The 16,970-nt window shown below is 71.3% G+C and carries 17 protein-coding genes; 11 read left to right on the top strand and 6 right to left on the bottom strand.

Annotated features, from left to right (window positions below; all coding sequences use genetic code 11):
* Nucleotides 1–393: 393 nt before the first annotated feature.
* From ABZ854_RS31905 to ABZ854_RS31875, 7 genes are all read left to right on the top strand, one after another.
* Nucleotides 394–1,449 carry a BMP family ABC transporter substrate-binding protein gene (locus ABZ854_RS31905; RefSeq protein ID WP_361217883.1) on the top strand — a complete coding sequence of 352 codons (1,056 nt, stop codon included), beginning with the start codon at nucleotides 394–396 and terminating at the stop codon, nucleotides 1,447–1,449.
* 213 nt (nucleotides 1,450–1,662) lie between these two features.
* On the top strand, nucleotides 1,663–3,264 hold the full coding sequence (locus ABZ854_RS31900) for an ABC transporter ATP-binding protein (RefSeq protein WP_361217895.1): 1,602 nt from the start codon (nucleotides 1,663–1,665) through the stop codon (nucleotides 3,262–3,264).
* On the top strand, nucleotides 3,261–4,388 hold the full coding sequence (locus ABZ854_RS31895; RefSeq protein WP_361217880.1) for an ABC transporter permease: 1,128 nt from the start codon (nucleotides 3,261–3,263) through the stop codon (nucleotides 4,386–4,388). Before ABZ854_RS31900 ends, ABZ854_RS31895 begins: the two co-directional genes overlap by 4 nt.
* Nucleotides 4,388–5,674, top strand: coding sequence for an ABC transporter permease (locus tag ABZ854_RS31890; protein WP_361217877.1), 1,287 nt, complete (start codon nucleotides 4,388–4,390; stop codon nucleotides 5,672–5,674). Before ABZ854_RS31895 ends, ABZ854_RS31890 begins: the two co-directional genes overlap by 1 nt.
* Entirely contained in the window at nucleotides 5,671–6,081 is a 411-nt protein-coding gene (locus ABZ854_RS31885) for a cytidine deaminase (protein WP_361217874.1), read from the top strand. The genes ABZ854_RS31890 and ABZ854_RS31885 overlap by 4 nt, the downstream gene beginning before the upstream one ends.
* 68 nt (nucleotides 6,082–6,149) lie before the next feature.
* The gene (locus tag ABZ854_RS31880; RefSeq protein WP_361217872.1) at nucleotides 6,150–7,433 is read left to right on the top strand and encodes a thymidine phosphorylase; all 1,284 of its coding nucleotides are present in this window, start codon (nucleotides 6,150–6,152) and stop codon (nucleotides 7,431–7,433) included.
* 97 nt (nucleotides 7,434–7,530) lie between these two features.
* Nucleotides 7,531–8,124: a Uma2 family endonuclease gene (locus tag ABZ854_RS31875; protein ID WP_361217869.1), complete on the top strand. Its 594-nt coding sequence runs from the start codon at nucleotides 7,531–7,533 to the stop codon at nucleotides 8,122–8,124.
* 6 nt (nucleotides 8,125–8,130) lie between these two features.
* Here ABZ854_RS31875 and ABZ854_RS31870 read toward each other — a convergent pair whose 3' ends face one another.
* Nucleotides 8,131–9,051: an AEC family transporter gene (locus ABZ854_RS31870; protein WP_361217866.1), complete on the bottom strand. Its 921-nt coding sequence runs from the start codon at nucleotides 9,049–9,051 to the stop codon at nucleotides 8,131–8,133.
* Between ABZ854_RS31870 and ABZ854_RS31865 the strand changes: the two genes are divergently transcribed.
* Complete coding sequence (locus ABZ854_RS31865) at nucleotides 9,008–9,499, top strand: STAS domain-containing protein (protein ID WP_361217864.1); 492 nt, start codon at nucleotides 9,008–9,010, stop codon at nucleotides 9,497–9,499. The genes ABZ854_RS31870 and ABZ854_RS31865 overlap by 44 nt on opposite strands.
* Here ABZ854_RS31865 and ABZ854_RS31860 read toward each other — a convergent pair.
* Both ABZ854_RS31860 and ABZ854_RS31855 read right to left on the bottom strand, forming a co-directional pair.
* Entirely contained in the window at nucleotides 9,383–10,396 is a 1,014-nt protein-coding gene (locus ABZ854_RS31860; protein ID WP_361217861.1) for a sigma-70 family RNA polymerase sigma factor, read from the bottom strand. The genes ABZ854_RS31865 and ABZ854_RS31860 overlap by 117 nt on opposite strands.
* Nucleotides 10,397–10,510: 114 nt before the next feature.
* Complete coding sequence (locus ABZ854_RS31855; protein WP_361217858.1) at nucleotides 10,511–11,815, bottom strand: MFS transporter; 1,305 nt, start codon at nucleotides 11,813–11,815, stop codon at nucleotides 10,511–10,513.
* A 62-nt stretch (nucleotides 11,816–11,877) separates the two neighbouring features.
* On the opposite strand from ABZ854_RS31855, the gene ABZ854_RS31850 reads away from it, so the two are divergent.
* A complete protein-coding gene (locus tag ABZ854_RS31850) occupies nucleotides 11,878–12,831 on the top strand; it encodes a LysR family transcriptional regulator (protein ID WP_361217855.1) in 954 nt (317 codons plus the stop codon).
* 73 nt (nucleotides 12,832–12,904) lie between these two features.
* Here the strand turns inward: ABZ854_RS31850 and ABZ854_RS31845 are convergent, their stop codons facing one another.
* On the bottom strand, nucleotides 12,905–13,666 hold the full coding sequence (locus ABZ854_RS31845) for a prolyl oligopeptidase family serine peptidase (RefSeq protein ID WP_361217852.1): 762 nt from the start codon (nucleotides 13,664–13,666) through the stop codon (nucleotides 12,905–12,907).
* A 161-nt stretch (nucleotides 13,667–13,827) separates the two neighbouring features.
* Between ABZ854_RS31845 and ABZ854_RS31840 the strand changes: the two genes are divergently transcribed.
* Entirely contained in the window at nucleotides 13,828–15,015 is a 1,188-nt protein-coding gene (locus ABZ854_RS31840) for an adenosine deaminase (RefSeq protein WP_361217849.1), read from the top strand.
* Between the two features lie 150 nt (nucleotides 15,016–15,165).
* Nucleotides 15,166–15,516 carry an ATP-binding protein gene (locus tag ABZ854_RS31835; RefSeq protein WP_129307188.1) on the top strand — a complete coding sequence of 117 codons (351 nt, stop codon included), beginning with the start codon at nucleotides 15,166–15,168 and terminating at the stop codon, nucleotides 15,514–15,516.
* A gap of 96 nt (nucleotides 15,517–15,612) precedes the next feature.
* On the opposite strand, the gene ABZ854_RS31830 is transcribed toward ABZ854_RS31835, so the two are convergent.
* Nucleotides 15,613–15,813: a PspC domain-containing protein gene (locus tag ABZ854_RS31830; RefSeq protein ID WP_129307187.1), complete on the bottom strand. Its 201-nt coding sequence runs from the start codon at nucleotides 15,811–15,813 to the stop codon at nucleotides 15,613–15,615.
* A gap of 91 nt (nucleotides 15,814–15,904) precedes the next feature.
* The gene (locus ABZ854_RS31825) at nucleotides 15,905–16,474 is read right to left on the bottom strand and encodes a VanZ family protein (protein ID WP_361217845.1); all 570 of its coding nucleotides are present in this window, start codon (nucleotides 16,472–16,474) and stop codon (nucleotides 15,905–15,907) included.
* Between the last annotated feature and the right edge of the window lie 496 nt (nucleotides 16,475–16,970).

Raw genomic sequence — 16,970 nt, 5'->3', positions numbered from 1 at the left:
TCGGCCGGGTGCCGCACGCCTCCCGGGCGGACGTGGACCGGGCCGTGGCCGTGGCGCGCCGCGCCTTCGATCAGGGGCGCGGGGAACTGCGCGATCAGCCACAGCGCACCCGCAGATGCAGACCGGCCGCCCCACCCCGTTCCCCCGCCCAGCGCAATACGCTCCCCAGCCGTTCGTGTACGGTCCGCGACACTCCCCTGCACCCGCCGATCGCAGAGTTCACGCACCGTTTGCCTCTATTCGATAACGGCGTCGCGAGAGGTGTTTTTCTGACATCTACGCGCGTTACGATGCCGCGAAGCCGACGCCGCCGGGGCGTCTCGGCCCGAGCACTGGCATGGTGCTCACATCAAGCGCCGACATGGCGCTCAGGTCAGGTGAAGGAGCCTTCCCGTGCGCCGGGTAGCCAAGCTTTCCGCTGCGGTTGTCGCATCCGCAGCTCTCGCCATGTCTGCCACCGCGTGTGGCAGCACCTCCTCCGACAACTCCTCCTCGTCCTCGTCCTCCGGCGGCGGCAAGGGTGTCAAGATCGGCCTCGCCTACGACGTCGGCGGCCGTGGTGACCGCTCCTTCAACGACTCCGCCGCCCGCGGTGCCGACAAGGCCGAGAAGGAGTTCGGCGGCTCGATCAAGGAGCTGACCGCCAAGACCTCCGACACCGAGGCCGACCGTGAGCAGCGGCTGACGGACCTCGCGGACGCCGGCTACAACCCGATCGTGGCCGTCGGCTTCTCCTACGCCACCGCGATGGGCAAGGTCGCCGCGAAGTACCCGAAGACCAGCTTCGGCATCGTCGACTCGGTCGTGGACGCCAAGAACGTCGACAGCATCACCTTCACCGAGGAGCAGGGCTCCTACCTGGCCGGCGTCGCCGCCGCGCTGAAGACCAAGAAGGACCACGTCGGCTTCATCGGCGGTGTCGACACCCCGCTGATCAAGAAGTTCGAGGCGGGCTACGTCCAGGGCGTGCACGACACCAACGCCAAGGTCAAGGTCGACGTCCAGTACCTGACGCACGGCTCCGACCTGTCCGGCTTCTCCAGCCCCGACAAGGGCAAGGCCGCCGCGCAGGGCATGCTCGACAAGGGCGCCGACGTCATCTACACGGCGGCCGGCTCCTCCGGCAACGGCGCGATCGAGGCCGTCAACGGCACCAAGGGCGCCTGGGCGATCGGCGTGGACTCCGACCAGTACAACATCCCGGGTCTGGCCAAGTACAAGAGCTCGATCCTGACCTCGATGGTCAAGAACGTCGACGTCGGCGTCTACGACTTCATCAAGTCCGTGCACGACGGCAAGCCGCTGACCGGCAACCAGGTCTACTCGCTGTCCAAGGGCGGCGTGAAGCTGGCCACCAGCGGTGGCTTCATCGACGACATCCAGCCCAAGCTGGACGCCGCGAAGAAGAAGATCGTCGACGGCACCATCACGGTCAAGACCGCCCCGTGACCTGATGCGTCCGACCCCGGCGGGACCCGCACCGGTCCCGCCGGGCCCCGGCTCGGCGCAGGGGCGCGGCCCAGTCCTCAGGGCCTGTACGCCACGTCCCTCGCCGAGCCATAACAATGTGTCAACTCTACGCGTGTAGCGCGGAGTTGCCGCGCTAGCGTCGCCGACGCCTGCCCTCCCCTACGCAGCCCCTTTCCCCGAGGAGAGTGCGCCATCAACGCGTCCAGCCCTCCCGCTGCCGTCGAACTGCGCGGCATCACCAAGCGCTTCCCCGGCGTCGTCGCCAACCGCGACATCGACATCACGGTCCGCACGGGCACCGTCCACGCCCTGTGCGGTGAGAACGGCGCCGGCAAGTCCACCCTGATGAAGATCCTCTACGGCATGCAGCAGCCGAACGAGGGCACCATCACCGTGAACGGCGAGCGGGTCACCTTCAAGACCCCCGCCGACGCCATCGCCTGCGGCATCGGCATGGTGCACCAGCACTTCATGCTCGCCGACAACCTCACCGTCCTGGAGAACGTGGTCCTCGGGGCGGAGAAGCTGTACGGCATCGGCGGCAAGGCGCGGGGAAAGATCAAAGAGATCTCCGAGGCGTACGGACTGAACGTCCGCCCGGACGTCCTCGTCGAGCAGCTGGGCGTCGCCGACCGCCAGCGCGTGGAGATCCTCAAGGTCCTCTACCGCGGCGCCAAGACCCTCATCCTCGACGAGCCCACCGCCGTCCTCGTGCCGCAGGAGGTCGACGCGCTCTTCGACAACCTGCGCGAGCTGAAGGCCGAGGGCCTCACCGTCATCTTCATCTCCCACAAGCTGGGCGAGGTGCTGTCCGTCGCCGACGAGATCACCGTCATCCGGCGCGGCACCACCGTCGGCACGGTCGAGCCGAAGTCGACCACCACCAAGCAGCTCGCCGAACTGATGGTGGGCAGCCAACTGCCCACCCCCGAGACCGCCGAGTCCACCGTCACCGACGTCCCGATGCTGGACGTCGCCGGACTGCACCTGGCGCAGACCGACCTCGACGGCATCGAGCGCATCATCCTCGACCAGATCTCCCTGACCATCCACAAGGGCGAGGTCCTCGGCATCGCCGGCGTCGAGGGCAACGGCCAGTCCGAACTGGTCGAGGCGATCATGGGCATGCGGCAGCCGGACGCCGGCACCATCACCCTCGACGGCACCGACATCTCCCAGGACGCCACCCGCCGCCGCCGCGAGGCCGGCATCGGGTACATCCCCGAGGACCGCCACCGCCACGGCCTCCTGCTGGAAGCCCCGCTGTGGGAGAACCGCATCCTCGGGCACGTCACCGAGAAGCCCAACTCCCGCGGCGGACTCCTCGACCCCCGGGCCGCGCGCTCCGACACCGAGCGGATCGTGCAGGCGTACGACGTCCGCACCCCCGGCATCGAGGTCACCGCGGCCTCCCTGTCCGGCGGCAACCAGCAGAAGCTGATCGTCGGCCGCGAGATGAGCCACAGCCCCAAGCTGCTCATCGCCGCCCACCCCACCCGCGGTGTGGACGTCGGCGCGCAGGCCGCCATCTGGGACCACATCCGTGAGGCCCGCCGCGAGGGCCTGGCCGTGCTGCTGATCTCGGCCGACCTGGACGAGCTGATCGGCCTGTCCGACACCCTGCGGGTGATGTACCGCGGCCGCCTGGTCGCCGACGCCGACCCCGCCACCATCACCCCCGAGGAGCTGGGCTCCGCCATGACGGGCGCCGCGGCCGGCCACCTGGAGCATGGCGAGCAGACGGACCCGGAGCAGACGGGCGGCCCGGAGCAGACAGAGGACGACGAGCGATGAAGAAGCTGACCGCACGGATCGACAAGGAGCGGCTGCTCCTCGGGATCGCCGCCCCGCTGCTGGCGATCGTCGCCGCGATCATCGTCACCACCCTGGTGATCCTCGCCACCGGCAAGAACCCGGGCCCCGCCTTCAGCGACATGCTGAACTACGGCTCCGCCAGCGACAGCCAGGTCTACATCCTCAACAAGGCGACGACCTACTACCTCGCGGGTGTCTCGGTGGCCATCGGCTTCCGGATGAACCTGTTCAACATCGGCGTCGACGGCCAGTACCGGCTCGCCGCGTTCTTCGCCGCCGTCCTCGGCGGCGCGCTCGCCGTGCCCGGCTGGCTCGCCATCCCGCTGATCATCATCTGCGCCATGGCGACCGGTGCCGTGTGGGCGGGCATCGCCGGTGTCCTCAAGGTGACCCGAGGGGTGAGCGAGGTCATCTCCACGATCATGCTGAACTCGATCGCCACCGCGATCATCGCCTACCTGCTCCAGCCCGGAAAGCTCGGCGAACTCCAGCAGGGCGGCACCCTGGTCTCCACCAAGCCGCTGCCGCACGCCTCGTTCCTGCCCAACATCAACGCGGGCCCGGCCGGCTCGGTCGACAGCCTGATCATCCTCGCCGTGCTCGTCGGCGTCGCCTACTGGTTCGTCCTCGGCCGCACCCGCTTCGGCTTCGACCTGCGCACCGTCGGCCAGTCCGAGACGGCCGCCGCCGCGAGCGGTGTCGGCGTGAAGAAGATGGTCGCCACCAGCATGATCATCTCCGGTGCGGTGGCGGGCCTGGTCGGCCTGCCCACACTGCTCAACGAGAGCCACCAGTTCGACAACAGCTTCCCCGCGGGCATCGGCTTCACCGGCATCGCGATCGCGCTCCTCGGCCGCAACCACCCCATCGGCATCGCGCTCGCCGCCCTGCTCTGGGGCTTCCTGGAGCGCACCACCAACCACCTGGAGTTCCAGGGCTACGACAAGGAGATCCTCGGCGTCATCCAGGGCGTCATCGTCCTCTGCGTCGTCATCGCCTACGAAGTCGTACGCCGCTACGGCCTCAAGCGCCAGCAGCAGCGGGTCGGCGCCGAACTCGCCGCCCAGGCCGCCGCCACGACGAAGAAGCAGGAGGTGGCGTGATGACTGCCACGATGACCGACGCGCCGCCGCCCGCGGCGCCCAAGGCGGACGCCGCGGCCACCCGTTCGGGCCGCTCCCTCGGCCAGATCCTCATGCTCGTCGCCGGCGCGCTGATCCTCCTCGCCGCGATCCGCATGATCACCGGCTCCGACCAGCTCGACTCCGCCGGACAGGTCAGCGCCGCGCTGGGCCTGGCCGTACCCATCGGCCTCGCCGGACTCGGCGGCCTGTGGGCCGAACGGTCCGGCGTGGTCAACATCGGCCTCGAAGGCATGATGATCCTCGGCACCTTCGGCGCCGGCTGGATCGGCTGGCAGACCAGCCCCTGGCTCGGCCTGCTCTGCGGCATCGGCTTCGGTGTCCTCGGCGGCCTGCTGCACGCCGTCGCCACCGTCACCTTCGGCGTCGACCACATCGTCTCCGGTGTCGCGATCAACCTGCTCGCGCTCGGCGCCACCCAGTACCTCGCCAAGATCTTCTTCGCCACCGGCAAGGCCGCGGAGGCGGGCGGCGACCCCAAGCAGTCCCCGCCCGTGGACTCGCTGCCCAACGTCACCGTGCCCGGCCTCTCCGACGGCCTCGCGTCGATCGAGAAGCACCACTGGTTCTTCGTCTCCGACATCGCCGGCATCCTCGGCGGCCTCGTCACCAACCTGTCCGTGGTCACGATCCTCGCCGCCGTCCTGTTCGTCGGCAGCTGGTGGATCCTGTGGCGCACCCCGTTCGGCCTGCGGCTGCGCTCCTGCGGCGAGAACCCGACCGCCGCCGAGTCCCTCGGCGTCGACGTCTACCGCTACAAGTACGCGGCCGTCGCCGTCTCCGGCGGCCTCGCCGGACTCGGCGGTGCCTTCCTCTCCCTGGTCACCTCGCACATCTACCTGGAGAACCAGACCGGCGGCCGCGGCTACATCGGCCTCGCGGCGATGATCTTCGGCAACTGGCGTCCCGGCGGCCTCGCCATGGGCGCCGGCCTGTTCGGCTACTCCGACGCGCTCCAGCTGCGCAACGGCGGCGTCACCGTGCACGCCCTGCTCCTGCTGCTGGTCGTCCTCCTCGCGGTCCTGGCCGGCTGGAAGATGTACCGCAAGGCGCTGTGGCAGGGCGTGATCAGCGCCGTCATGGCCGCGCTGGTCCTCGTCTGGTACCTGGTCACCGACGAGGTCCCGGGCGACTTCGTGGGTGCGACGCCGTACGTCGTCACGCTCCTCGTGCTGTCCCTGTCCGCCCAGCGGCTGCGCATGCCGAAGGCGGACGGCATGCGGTACCGGAAGGGCCAGGGCAAGTGACCGCCGCGGACCGGGCGGCCGGGTTCGACTGGGAGGCGCTGCGCGCCGAGGCACGGGACGCCATGTCCCACGCCTACGCCCCCTACTCCGGCTACCCGGTCGGCGTGGCGGCCCTCGTCGACGACGGCCGCACCGTCACCGGCTGCAACGTGGAGAACGCCTCCTACGGCCTCGGCCTGTGCGCCGAGTGCGGCCTGGTCTCTCAGCTCCAGCGCACGGGCGGCGGCCGCCTCACGCACTTCACCTGCGTGAACGGCGAGGGCGAGCTGCTCGTGCCGTGCGGCCGCTGCCGCCAGCTGCTGTACGAGTTCGGCGGCGCCGGCCTGCTCATGGACACCCCCGGCGGGATCCTCCCGCTCTCCGAGATGCTCCCGCAGGCCTTCGGCCCGGACCACCTCACCAAGTAACTCCGGTACGGCCCCTCCGCCCCGCGCGGCAGGGGCCGTACAGTTCCACACCCCCGGAAGGGAAAGTCATGGCCATGGACGCCATCTCCGTCATCCGCAGCAAGCGGGACCGCGGCGAGCTGACCGACGAGCAGATCGACTGGGTCATCGACGCGTACACCCGCGGCGAGGTCGCCGACGAGCAGATGTCCGCGCTCGCCATGGCGATCCTGCTCAACGGCATGAACCGGCGCGAGATCGCCCGCTGGACCGCGGCCATGATCGCCTCCGGCGAGCGCATGGACTTCTCCTCCCTGACCCGCCCGACGGCCGACAAGCACTCCACTGGCGGCGTCGGCGACAAGATCACCCTCCCGCTGGCCCCCCTGGTCGCGGCCTGCGGCGCGGCCGTCCCCCAGCTCTCCGGCCGCGGCCTCGGCCACACCGGCGGCACCCTGGACAAGCTGGAGTCGATCCCGGGCTGGCGGGCCCTGCTCTCGAACGACGAAATGCTCTCGGTCCTGGACGGCACCGGCGCGGTGATCTGCGCGGCCGGCGACGGGCTCGCCCCGGCCGACAAGAAGCTGTACGCCCTCCGGGACGTCACCGGCACGGTGGAGGCGATCCCGCTGATCGCCTCCTCCATCATGTCCAAGAAGATCGCCGAGGGCACCGGCTCCCTGGTCCTGGACGTCAAGGTCGGCTCGGGCGCCTTCATGAAGACCCTGGACGACGCCCGGGAGCTGGCCTCCACGATGGTGGGCCTGGGCACCGACCACGGAGTCCGCACGGTCGCCCTCCTCACCGACATGTCCACCCCCCTCGGCCTCACCGCCGGCAACGCCCTGGAGGTCCGCGAGTCGATCGAGGTCCTGGCCGGCGGCGGCCCCGCCGACGTCGTCGAACTGACCCTCGCCCTGGCCCGCGAGATGCTCGACGCGGCCGGGGTGAAGGACACCGACCCGGCGAAGGCCCTCGCCGACGGCTCCGCGATGGACGTCTGGCGCCGCATGATCACCGCCCAGGGCGGCGACCCCGACGCGCCCCTGCCCACCTCCCGCGAACAGCACGTCGTCAAGGCCCCCTCCTCCGGCGTCCTCACCCGCCTCGACGCCTACGACATCGGCATCGCCGCCTGGCGCCTCGGCGCCGGCCGCGCCCGCAAGGAGGACCCGGTCCAGGCCGGCGCCGGCGTCGAACTCCACGCCAAGCCCGGCGACACCGTCACCGCGGGCCAGCCCCTCCTCACCCTCCACACCGACACCCCGGACCGCTTCGACTACGCCCTCCAGGCGGTCGAGGGCTCCTACGACGTCGCAGCCCCGGGCACCGGCTTCACCCCGTCCCCGGTGGTGCTGGAGCGCATCGCCTGACCAGTGCTTTCCCCCTTCGGGTGAACGGGGCCGGTGGACCGACGCCGGTCCCGTTCGGCATGCTGGGATCGGTGACGCACCGATGGGAGAAACCGCCATGAGCGCACTCAGCGTCGAGTCCGAGCTTCCTGAGGGATCGGGCTGGGACGAGATCGTCCGTGTCTGGGAGGAGACGGGCGCACCCGAGGGCAGCAAGGTGGAGATCATCGAAGGGATCGTCACCGTGTCGCCGCCACCGACCGAAGAGCACAACGACACCACCGAGCTGCTTCACGAACGTCTCTACGGCGCCATCCCGCAGGGCAGTGACTGGGGCATCTACCAGACACTCGGGCTGCTGTGTCCAGAGACGGGCGGTCTGTTCGTCCCCGACCTGTGTGTGGTGCCGCGGAGTGCCCTACGCCGCAAGACACGGGTACACGCCGGCGAAGCCGAACTGGTCGTCGAGGTCACCTCGAAGAGCAATGCGAACCACGATCGCATCAAGAAGGCCCATGGCTACGCCGTGGCCGGTGTGCCGTTCTACCTACTCCTGGACGCCTGGCAGTCGGGTCGTCCCACGGCAACGCTCTACGGGGAACCGCAGAAGGGTACGTACCGCGTCCTTGCCTCGGTCGAGTACGGCGAGGAACTGACACTGCCCGCGCCGTTCAAACTCGTCCTCGACACCGGGATCCTGCCGTTGGACTGACGCCAGTCACCCCAGCACCGCCGCCACCCCCACCAGTACCGGTACCGATACCACCGTGGACAGCAGGATGGACTCGCGAGCCAGGGATTCGGCGACGTGGTAGCGCTTGGCGTAGGTGAAGAGGTTCTGGGCGGCGGGGAGCGCCGAGGTGACGACCACGTCGAGGAGGGGCGCGCCGTGGAGGCCGAAGACGGCACTGGCCAGGGCCCAGGCCGCGAGGGGCTGGCCGACTGACTTCAGGGCCACGGAGAGCAGGACCAGGCTGCGGTCCCGGCCGCGGCCGGGGGCCGCGCTGCCGTGCAGGGACATGCCGAAGACCAGCAGGGCCGCCGGCACGGACATGTTGCCGATCAGGGTGAGTGGCTCCAGCACCGGGCCCGGAATGCGCCAGCCCGCCGCCGAGACGACCACACCCGACAGGGAGCCCACCGCGATGGGGTTGCGCAGCGGGGTCAGCAGACGACGCCACAGCGTGCCCTTCTCGCCCATGCCGGACAGGTCCAGCACCGTGAGCGCGACCGGCGTGACCAGGACGACCTGGAACAGCAGGACCGGTGCCACCAGGGACGCGTCGCCCAGGACGTACGCGGCGATGGGAATCCCCAGGTTGCCCGAGTTGACGTAACCGGAGCACAGGGCGCCGATCGTGGTCCGGCCGATGCCCCAGTGCCGTACCGCGCCCACCGCCAGGAACACACCGGCGACGGCCACCGTGCTCAACGCGGTCACCAGCAGCCGGCTGGAGAACAGCAGCGTCAAATCGGCCTTCGCGAGGGTCGTGAAGAGCAGGGCCGGACCGGCCACCGTGAACGCCAGCCGCGTCAGTACCTCCCCGGCCTGCTCACCGAGCAGCCCACGCCACCCGAGCACATAGCCCACCCCGATGACGACCGCGATCACTGCGAACCCGCTCAAGACCCCCTGCACGCCCCAACCCTCCGGGGCGCGGCCCCGCCAGGTCAATGTGATTCTCGCCGGACCCCGGCCGATGAGTTCCGCCCGTCACCGCGGTCTACCGGACGTGGATGCCAGGACACCGCCCGTACTCGTGCTGCCCGGCCCCGATCCGCTCGCGGCGGACGAGGTGGCGGGGTGGTGTGCCGCCGTGCGGGAGCTGGTGGGGGGCGGCGGGGTCGTGGTGTGCGACGTCGGGGCGGTCAGGGCGCCGGCGCTGGGTGTCGTCGAGGTGCTGGCCCGGCTCGAGCTGGCCGCCCGGCGCGGCGGTGGGCGGATCCGGCTGCGCGCACCCGCCCCGGGCCTACTCGCCCTGCTGGACCTCGTCGGGCTCCGCCTCGAGGTGGAGGGGCAGGTCGAAGAGGGGAAACCAGCGCTTGGTGTCGAGGAAACAGTGGAAACCGGTGATACGGCCCTCTGACAGCTCCAGCACCTGCACCGCCCACGGAGTGAAGCCGCCCGCCTCCTCGTCCGGCTTGTAGTGGGCGAAGCCCGGCAGCCCGTTCGCCGTGACCGGCAGCAGACGGGAACCCGCGCAGGAGGCGCCCAGCGTCGTCATGAAACCGGTGATGTCGGACGGACCGCGCAGCCACAGGTCGAACGGCGGCATCGTCATCACCGCGTCCTCGTGAAGCAACGCCGTCAGCGCCGACATGTCGTACCCCTCGAACGCCTTCACATAGCGCTCCAGGAGTCTTTGCTGCTCCTCGTCCAGCGGATCGGACACCGCCCCGGCCGGCCCCGCGTCCCCGCGCTCGGCGAGCGTCGCCCGCGCCCGCTGCAACGCGCTGTTGACCGACGCGACCGTGGTCCCCAGCAGCTCGGCCACCTCGCTCGCGCGCCAGGCCAGCACCTCGCGCAGGATCAGCACCGCCCGCTGCTTGGGCGGCAGTTGCTGGAGGGCCGCCATGAACGCCAGCCGCACCGACTCCTTGGCGACGGCGGCCTCCGCCGGATCACCGGTCGTCGGCAGCACGCGCGCGTCCGGCACCGGCTCCAGCCACGTGTTGTCCGGGCGCGGTGCCAGGGCCGCCTGCGCGAGCGGCGTCGACTCCGTCAGGTCCATCGGCCGGGCCCGCTTGTTCCCGGCCGACAGCATGTCCAGGCACACGTTCGTCGCGATCCGGTACAGCCACGAACGCAGCGACGAGCGGCCCTCGAACTTCTCGTAGCTCCGCCACGCCCGCACCAGGGTGTCCTGCACCGCGTCCTCGGCCTCGAAGGACGAGCCGAGCATCCGGTAGCAGTACCCGGTCAGCTCGGTCCGGTGCTTCTCCAGTGCGACGTCCAGATCCGCCGTCGCCGTGCCGTTGCCCATCGTCGTCCACCCGCCCCTGTGGCCGTCCCGCAGCGCCGGTGCGCTCCTTCAATGACAAGACGGACGCTACCGTGCCCCACTGACATTCGGCCTGCGGAATGGGGAAACAGGAGGTCAGCGCAGTGCCGTAGGCTCCGCGCCCGTCGCCGCCGCCCGGGCCGCCCGGGAGCCGAGGACCGTGATCGCCACGACGCCCAGCACCGCCAGGCCACCCACCCCGACCGTGCCGCCCCAGCCGCCCGCGTGAAACGCCATCGCACCCACCGTGCTGCCCGCGCTGGAACCGATGTAGTACGTCGACTGGTACAGCGCGGCGGCCTGGGCGCGGCCGTGCGTGGCCGTCCTGCTCACCGCCGACGACGCCACCGCGTGGCCCGCGAAGAACCCCGCCGTGATCAGCACCAGACCCAGCAGCACCAGAGGCAGCGAGCCGGCCAGGGACAGCAGCAGCCCCGCGGCCGTCGTCCCGGCCGCCAGGTACAGCGCGCCCCGGCGTCCGAGCCGGCCCACCAGGCGCCCGGCGGTCGACGCGGACACCGTCCCCACCAGGTAGACCAGGAAGACCGAGCCGACGATGCCCTGGGGAAGACCGAACGGCGCCCCCGTCAGGCGGTAGCCGATCACCGTGTAGACGCCGCCGAACACCACCATGAACAGCGCGCCGATCGCGTACAGCCGGCGCAGCAGCGGGTCGGCCAGATGGTCGCGGACGGTACCGGCCAGCACCCGCGGCCGCAGCGAGCCGGCCGTGAAGTGCCGCGGCGCCGGCAGCAGCAGCCGGAACGCCACCGCGCACCCCACCGCGATCACACCGACGACACCGACGGCCACCCGCCAGCCCCACGCCTGCGCGACCCAGCCGGTGATGACCCGGCCGCTCATCCCGCCCACGCTGTTGCCCGCGACGAACAGCCCGATCGCCGTGACCAGCGCCTTCGGCCGGACCTCCTCCGCCAGGTACGCCGTCGCCGACGCCGGCAGCCCGGCCAGCGCAGCGCCCTGCACCGCCCGCAACGCCACCAGCGCCCCGATCGACGGCGCGAACGGCACCACCAGTCCCACGGCCACCGCGACGGCGAGCGATCCCGTCATGACCGTACGCCGTCCGAACCGCTCGGACAGGGCGCTCATCGGCAGCACGAACAGGGCCAGACCGCCGGTCGCCGCCGCCACCGTCCAGCTCGCCTCGCCCGCCGCGACCCCGAACTCCCCGGAGATCAACGGCAGCAGGGCCTGGGTGGAGTACAGCAGCGCGAAGGTCGCGACACCGGCGAGGAACAGGGCGAAGCTCATCCGGCGGTAGCCGGGACCGCCGGGGAACATGCGCGCGTCGACGGTCGTGGCGGCGTCGGAGTCGGGGGCGGAGGCGGACGGTGCGGCGCTCACGCGGGTGAGCGCCCCGGTACTGGCGGGAGACATGCCTCGAAGCTACGGACGGGCCGCTCATCCGTCCAATGCATGGATTCGTCATAATCGTTCCCATGCAGCATCAGCAGAGGTCACAGCCCCGCCTGTCACCGTCCGGTGACACAGAAGACATGGCGCTGTTGCTCGCGCCACGGCTCGCCCACTTCGCCGGGGTCGCCCGCACCGAGCACGTCACCCGCGCCGCCCGGGACCTGAACGTCCCCCAGTCGACCCTGTCCCGCGCGATGGGCCGCCTGGAACAGGACCTCGGTGTCGACCTGTTCGCCCGGCACGGCCGTACCGTCTCCCTCACCCCCGCCGGCCGCACCTTCCTGGTCTCGGTCGAGCGGGCCCTCGCCGAGATCGAGCGGGCCGCCGAAGAGGTCCGCGCCGACGCCGACCCGGCCACCGGCAAGGTCGCCTTCGGCTTCTTGCACACCATGGGCGCCGAGACCGTACCCGGCCTCCTGCACGCCTTCCGCGCCGACCACCCGCGCATCCGCTTCAGCCTCGTCCAGAACTACGGCGAGGCCATGCTGGAACGCCTCCGCGCCGGTGAACTCGACCTCTGCCTGACCTCCCCGGTCCCCGACGCCCCCGACCTCGTCGCCCGCCGGCTGGACGAGCAGAAACTCCGGCTGGTCGTCCCCGCGGACCACTCCCTGGCCGTCCGCAGGCGCATCCGCCTCGCCGAGGCCGCCGACGAAACCTTCGTCACCCTGGAACCCGGCTACGGCCTGCGCCGCATCACCGACGACCTCTGCAGCCAGGCCGGCTTCCGCCCCCGGGTCGCCTTCGAGGGCGAGGAGGCGGAGACCCTGCGCGGCCTGGTGGCGGCCGGCCTCGGCGTCGCCCTCCTCCCGCCCCCCACGGTCCCAAGACCCGGTGTCGTGGAACTCACGGTCACCGCCCCCAAGGCAGCCCGCGAAATCGGCGTAGCCTGGCTCGCCGACCGCCCGGACACCCCACCCGTCGCCGCCTTCAAAAAGTTCCTCCTCTCCAAAAGGGGCCAACTACTACCCACCTAGGGGCGCGGGGAACTGCGCGACAAGCCCCCCCACACACACCCGCACCCCGAATCCAACCCAAGCCCCCCGAGCTCTACCGCCGCACAGACTTCCCGAACCCAGAAGCCAAGGGCATCCTCAAACCGATCGGCGGCGGCGCAGCCAACGCGTCCTGGACCGGCCGGGACACCCGGCACCCGAACAACGCCCCCAGCACGAAGTCCACCGCCAGGCACCGCACTTCCTCCCGGTGCTGCCGCAACCCGTGCCCGTCCGAATGGACCTCGAACCGGCACACGTCCCGGTTCGCCTTCTTCGCCCGCGCCGCCAGCCGGAACGACAGCTCGGGGTCGGTCCGTTCGTCGTTCGTGCCGTGCACGATCAGCACCCGCCGCCCCACCAGCTGCTTCACCGGCTCGACGGGTGCGGCCACATCGTCCTCGGGAAGCCAGGGCGCGATGGCCACCACCGAGTTGACGGCCTCGTGCCCGGCCGAGCGGAGGGCCGCGCGGCCGCCCATGTCGAGTCCGACCAGGCACACGGGGACATCGCCGTAGCGTCGTACGACCTCGTCGACGGCCCAGGCGGCGTCGGCGGCGGGGTGGGCGTCGGTGCCGTTCCAGCCCCGGTAGCGGTAGTGGACGGGGTGGACGGCGAGCCCCTCCGGCCGCCCGGCGCGGGCGAGCCGGCGGCCGAGGGAGCGGATGTGGACCGTCGCCCGGACGGCGGACGGCCGGCGGACGGAGGTCTCCTCACCGCCGGGGAGCAGCAGGACCGCCCCGCACGCGGTCGCCGGTTGTGCTCCGACTGCCTTGCCGAGCCTGGCCGTTCGGGCCGGCGTCGTTCGCTCTCCCATGCCAGAACAGTGTCAGAAGGCGCCGTGGTCCAAACCTGTCCCGGCGGTCACTGTTGCGTATCGGCGGAAATCCGGGGCGTGTCGAGCGGCCAAGGCCGCGACATCACGTGACATCGCGCCGACACGGCGCTCTCTACGCGCGTAGGAGATAAAGTGCGGAGATGACGAGCCAGACTGCACCGACGGGGAGTAGCCCGGGGAACGCTCCGAGGAACATCCCGACCGAGGATCAGATCCGACGCGCTCCCAAGGTTCTGCTACACGATCATCTCGACGGCGGTCTCCGCCCCGAAACCGTCGTCGAACTCGCCCACGAGGCCGGCTACACCCAGCTCCCGGACACCGACCCGGACAAGCTGGGCCTCTGGTTCCGGGAGGCCGCCGACTCCGGTTCGCTCGAGCGGTACCTGGAGACGTTCTCGCACACCGTCGGCGTGATGCAGAACCGGGACGCGCTGGTCCGGGTCGCCCGCGAGTGCGCCGAGGACCTCGCCGAGGACGGGGTCGTCTACGCCGAGGTGCGGTACGCCCCCGAGCAGCACCTGGACGGCGGACTGAGCCTCGAAGAGGTCGTCGAGGCGGTCAACGAGGGGTTCCGGCAGGGCGAGCGCCTGGCCCGCGAGAGCGGCCGCCGGATCAGGGTCGGCGCCCTGCTCACCGCGATGCGGCACGCCGCCCGGTCCCTGGAGATCGCCGAACTCGCCAACCGCTACCGGGACTTCGGCGTCGTCGGCTTCGACATCGCCGGCGCCGAGGCCGGCCACCCGCCCACCCGGCACCTGGACGCGTTCGAGTACCTGAAGCGGGAGAACAACCACTTCACCATCCACGCCGGGGAGGCCTTCGGGCTGCCCTCCATCTGGCAGGCCCTGCAGTGGTGCGGCGCCGACCGGCTCGGGCACGGCGTGCGGATCATCGACGACATCGAGGTCGGTGAGGACGGTTCCGTACGGCTCGGGCGGCTGGCGTCGTACGTCCGGGACAAGCGGATCCCGCTGGAGCTGTGCCCCAGCTCCAACCTGCAGACCGGGGCCGCGGCCTCCTACGCCGAGCACCCCATCGGGCTGCTGCGCCGGCTGCACTTCCGGGCGACGGTCAACACCGACAACCGGCTGATGTCCCACACCAGCATGAGCCGGGAATTCGAGCACCTCGTCGAGGCATTCGGATACACGCTCGATGACCTGCAATGGTTCTCCGTCAATGCGATGAAATCAGCGTTCATTCCTTTCGATGAACGACTCGCCATGATCAATGACGTGGTGAAGCCCGGGTATGCCGAGCTGAAATCCGAATGGCTGTTCAGGGAGACCGCCTCCACCAGCGGTTCTTCCGGTTCGGAGAAGTAGGCTAGGGAGAAGGTGCGCACGGAATGCGGACGGCCTTTCACGGGTCGTCCGCATTTCGGTGTTTGCGGGGCCAGGTCCGCCGTGTTTACGGTCGGGCACCGCTCAGATCGTCAGTGATCACCCGTCTCCGCATTCAAGGACGCATTCACCATGAAGCAGTCTGCTGCCAAGACCCTCGGTGTCGCCGCCCTCGGTGCCGCCTTCGCCGCCGTCGGCGCGGGCGCGGCCGACGCGGCCCCGGCCGTCCCGCAGTCCCAGGCTCTGGACTCCGTCACCCGGACGCTGCCGGCCGAGAACGTCTCCCAGGCGCTGCCGGGTGCCACCGAGGCGCTCAGCCAGGGCCAGGGCGCGCTCAGCGCCGGGGTCGCCGCGGCCAAGCCGACCGCCGACCAGGTGCTCAGCAAGGGCCCGACCGCGCCGGTCGCCGGGATGCTCGGCGGGCTGCCGGTCAAGGGCCTCCCGACGCACGGCCTGCCCGTGAACGGGATCCCGGTGGGCTGACCCGCCCCGAACCCCCATGACGCCGTTGGGGCGCCCCCGGTACGGAACCGGGGGCGCCCCAACGGCGTGTGCGTTCGCTGCTGGTGTGCGGCCGCGTCACCAGGCCGTCCGGGCCTTGTCCTCCGCCGGGAGCAGGATCCACAGGGCTATGTAGAGCAGGAACTGCGGGCCCGGCAGCAGGCAGGACAGCAGGAAGATCACCCGCATCGTCGTCGCCGAGGTGCCGAAGCGCCGAGCCAGCGCTGCGCACACTCCGCCGATCATGCGGCCGTGGGTGGGGCGGGCAAGGCGGGACATCCGCGACTCCTTCGTGAGTACCGGCGAGGCGGCCGGCCGGCTGCCTCATCTGCCCTCAACGGTACGGAGACGAACGGGGCGAAGAGTCGCTCTACGGGGCGATCCCGACCCTGGGAATCGTCGGGGTCCTACCCTGAGCCGGCTCCTCCTGGAAGACGGTCGTACGACCGCTCGTGGCACCGCCGTCCCGCGCGCCCCGCCGGCGCAGCAGCCAGGTCCGTCCCGCCGGCACCACGGCCAGATGGGCCACGGCCACGCCCACGGTGTTCAGCAGCACCGAGTCGACGTCCACGATCCGGCCGGGCACACCGGTCTGCAGCAGGGCGATGCCGACCGAGACGAGGGCGCCCGCGGCCGTGGTACGGACCAGGGATGCCAGACGGGACCCGGTGAGCCTGCCGTGCGCCATCGGCAGCAGCACGCCCAGGGGGGCGAGCAGCGCCAGCCCCTCCCCGATCCGCCGGGCCGCCTCGGGCCGGCCCAGCGCCAGGTCGGCACGGATACCGGCCAGCGGGTGCAGATTGGGTGGCGTCACCCACGGCACGTCCAGGGGCCGCAGCATCAGCCAGGCGACGAACGCGAGATGGACGACGAGGAGGACACCCCCCGCCGCGCGAACCCGGACCGCGGCGCTGTCACCGATGAAGCCTTGACGCTGCACGCCCCCCTAGACGCACCCCCACACACGATCGGTTCCCCACCCCCACGCCCCGGCGCAAGAGGCACCCGCCACACCCGCCCGGCCACCCCCACTGGACGCCAACCCACGAAACGGCCACCACCGCGCGACGGAACCGCCCACGCTCCACCGGCCACGGCCGCAAGCTCACCGCGGCCTCCGGGCCCTGCGCCCCTCGACCCCCGGCCCCGGGCGGCCCCGCGGTCCTCGGGTGGCCCTGCGGTCCTCGGGTGGCCCTGCGGTCCTCGGGTGGCCCTGCGGCCCCCGGCCTTCGGCGGCTGCCCCATGTCGTAGTACTCGACCCCCGGCCCCCGGCCCCCGGCTCCCGGCTCCCGGGCCCCGCGGCCTCGCCCCCGGCCCGCGGTCTCCGGCTCCCGGCCCGCGGTCTCCGGCTCCCGGGCCCTAGCCTCCCGGCTCCCGGGCCCTAGCCTCCCGGCCCTGGCTTCCCGCCCCCGGAGCCCACCTGGCCCCCGAGTCG

The sequence above is a fragment of the Streptomyces sp. NPDC047028 genome, assembly GCF_040644095.1.
Taxonomy (GTDB): domain Bacteria; phylum Actinomycetota; class Actinomycetes; order Streptomycetales; family Streptomycetaceae; genus Streptomyces.
The sequence above is the reverse complement of the archived record's forward strand: the minus strand, read 5'-3'. Positions and strand labels throughout refer to the sequence as shown.

Coding starts and splice junctions, on each gene's coding strand:
- ABZ854_RS31860 (WP_361217861.1), bottom strand. CDS start 10,396: ATGGGCAACGGCACGGCGACGGCGGATCTGGACGTCGCACTGGAGAAG.
- ABZ854_RS31865 (WP_361217864.1), top strand. CDS start 9,008: ATGACGACCGCGATCACTGCGAACCCGCTCAAGACCCCCTGCACGCCC.
- ABZ854_RS31835 (WP_129307188.1), top strand. CDS start 15,166: ATGAAGCAGTCTGCTGCCAAGACCCTCGGTGTCGCCGCCCTCGGTGCC.
- ABZ854_RS31880 (WP_361217872.1), top strand. CDS start 6,150: ATGGCCATGGACGCCATCTCCGTCATCCGCAGCAAGCGGGACCGCGGC.
- ABZ854_RS31875 (WP_361217869.1), top strand. CDS start 7,531: ATGAGCGCACTCAGCGTCGAGTCCGAGCTTCCTGAGGGATCGGGCTGG.
- ABZ854_RS31890 (WP_361217877.1), top strand. CDS start 4,388: ATGACTGCCACGATGACCGACGCGCCGCCGCCCGCGGCGCCCAAGGCG.
- ABZ854_RS31840 (WP_361217849.1), top strand. CDS start 13,828: ATGACGAGCCAGACTGCACCGACGGGGAGTAGCCCGGGGAACGCTCCG.
- ABZ854_RS31850 (WP_361217855.1), top strand. CDS start 11,878: ATGCAGCATCAGCAGAGGTCACAGCCCCGCCTGTCACCGTCCGGTGAC.
- ABZ854_RS31855 (WP_361217858.1), bottom strand. CDS start 11,815: ATGTCTCCCGCCAGTACCGGGGCGCTCACCCGCGTGAGCGCCGCACCG.
- ABZ854_RS31895 (WP_361217880.1), top strand. CDS start 3,261: ATGAAGAAGCTGACCGCACGGATCGACAAGGAGCGGCTGCTCCTCGGG.
- ABZ854_RS31830 (WP_129307187.1), bottom strand. CDS start 15,813: ATGTCCCGCCTTGCCCGCCCCACCCACGGCCGCATGATCGGCGGAGTG.
- ABZ854_RS31845 (WP_361217852.1), bottom strand. CDS start 13,666: ATGGGAGAGCGAACGACGCCGGCCCGAACGGCCAGGCTCGGCAAGGCA.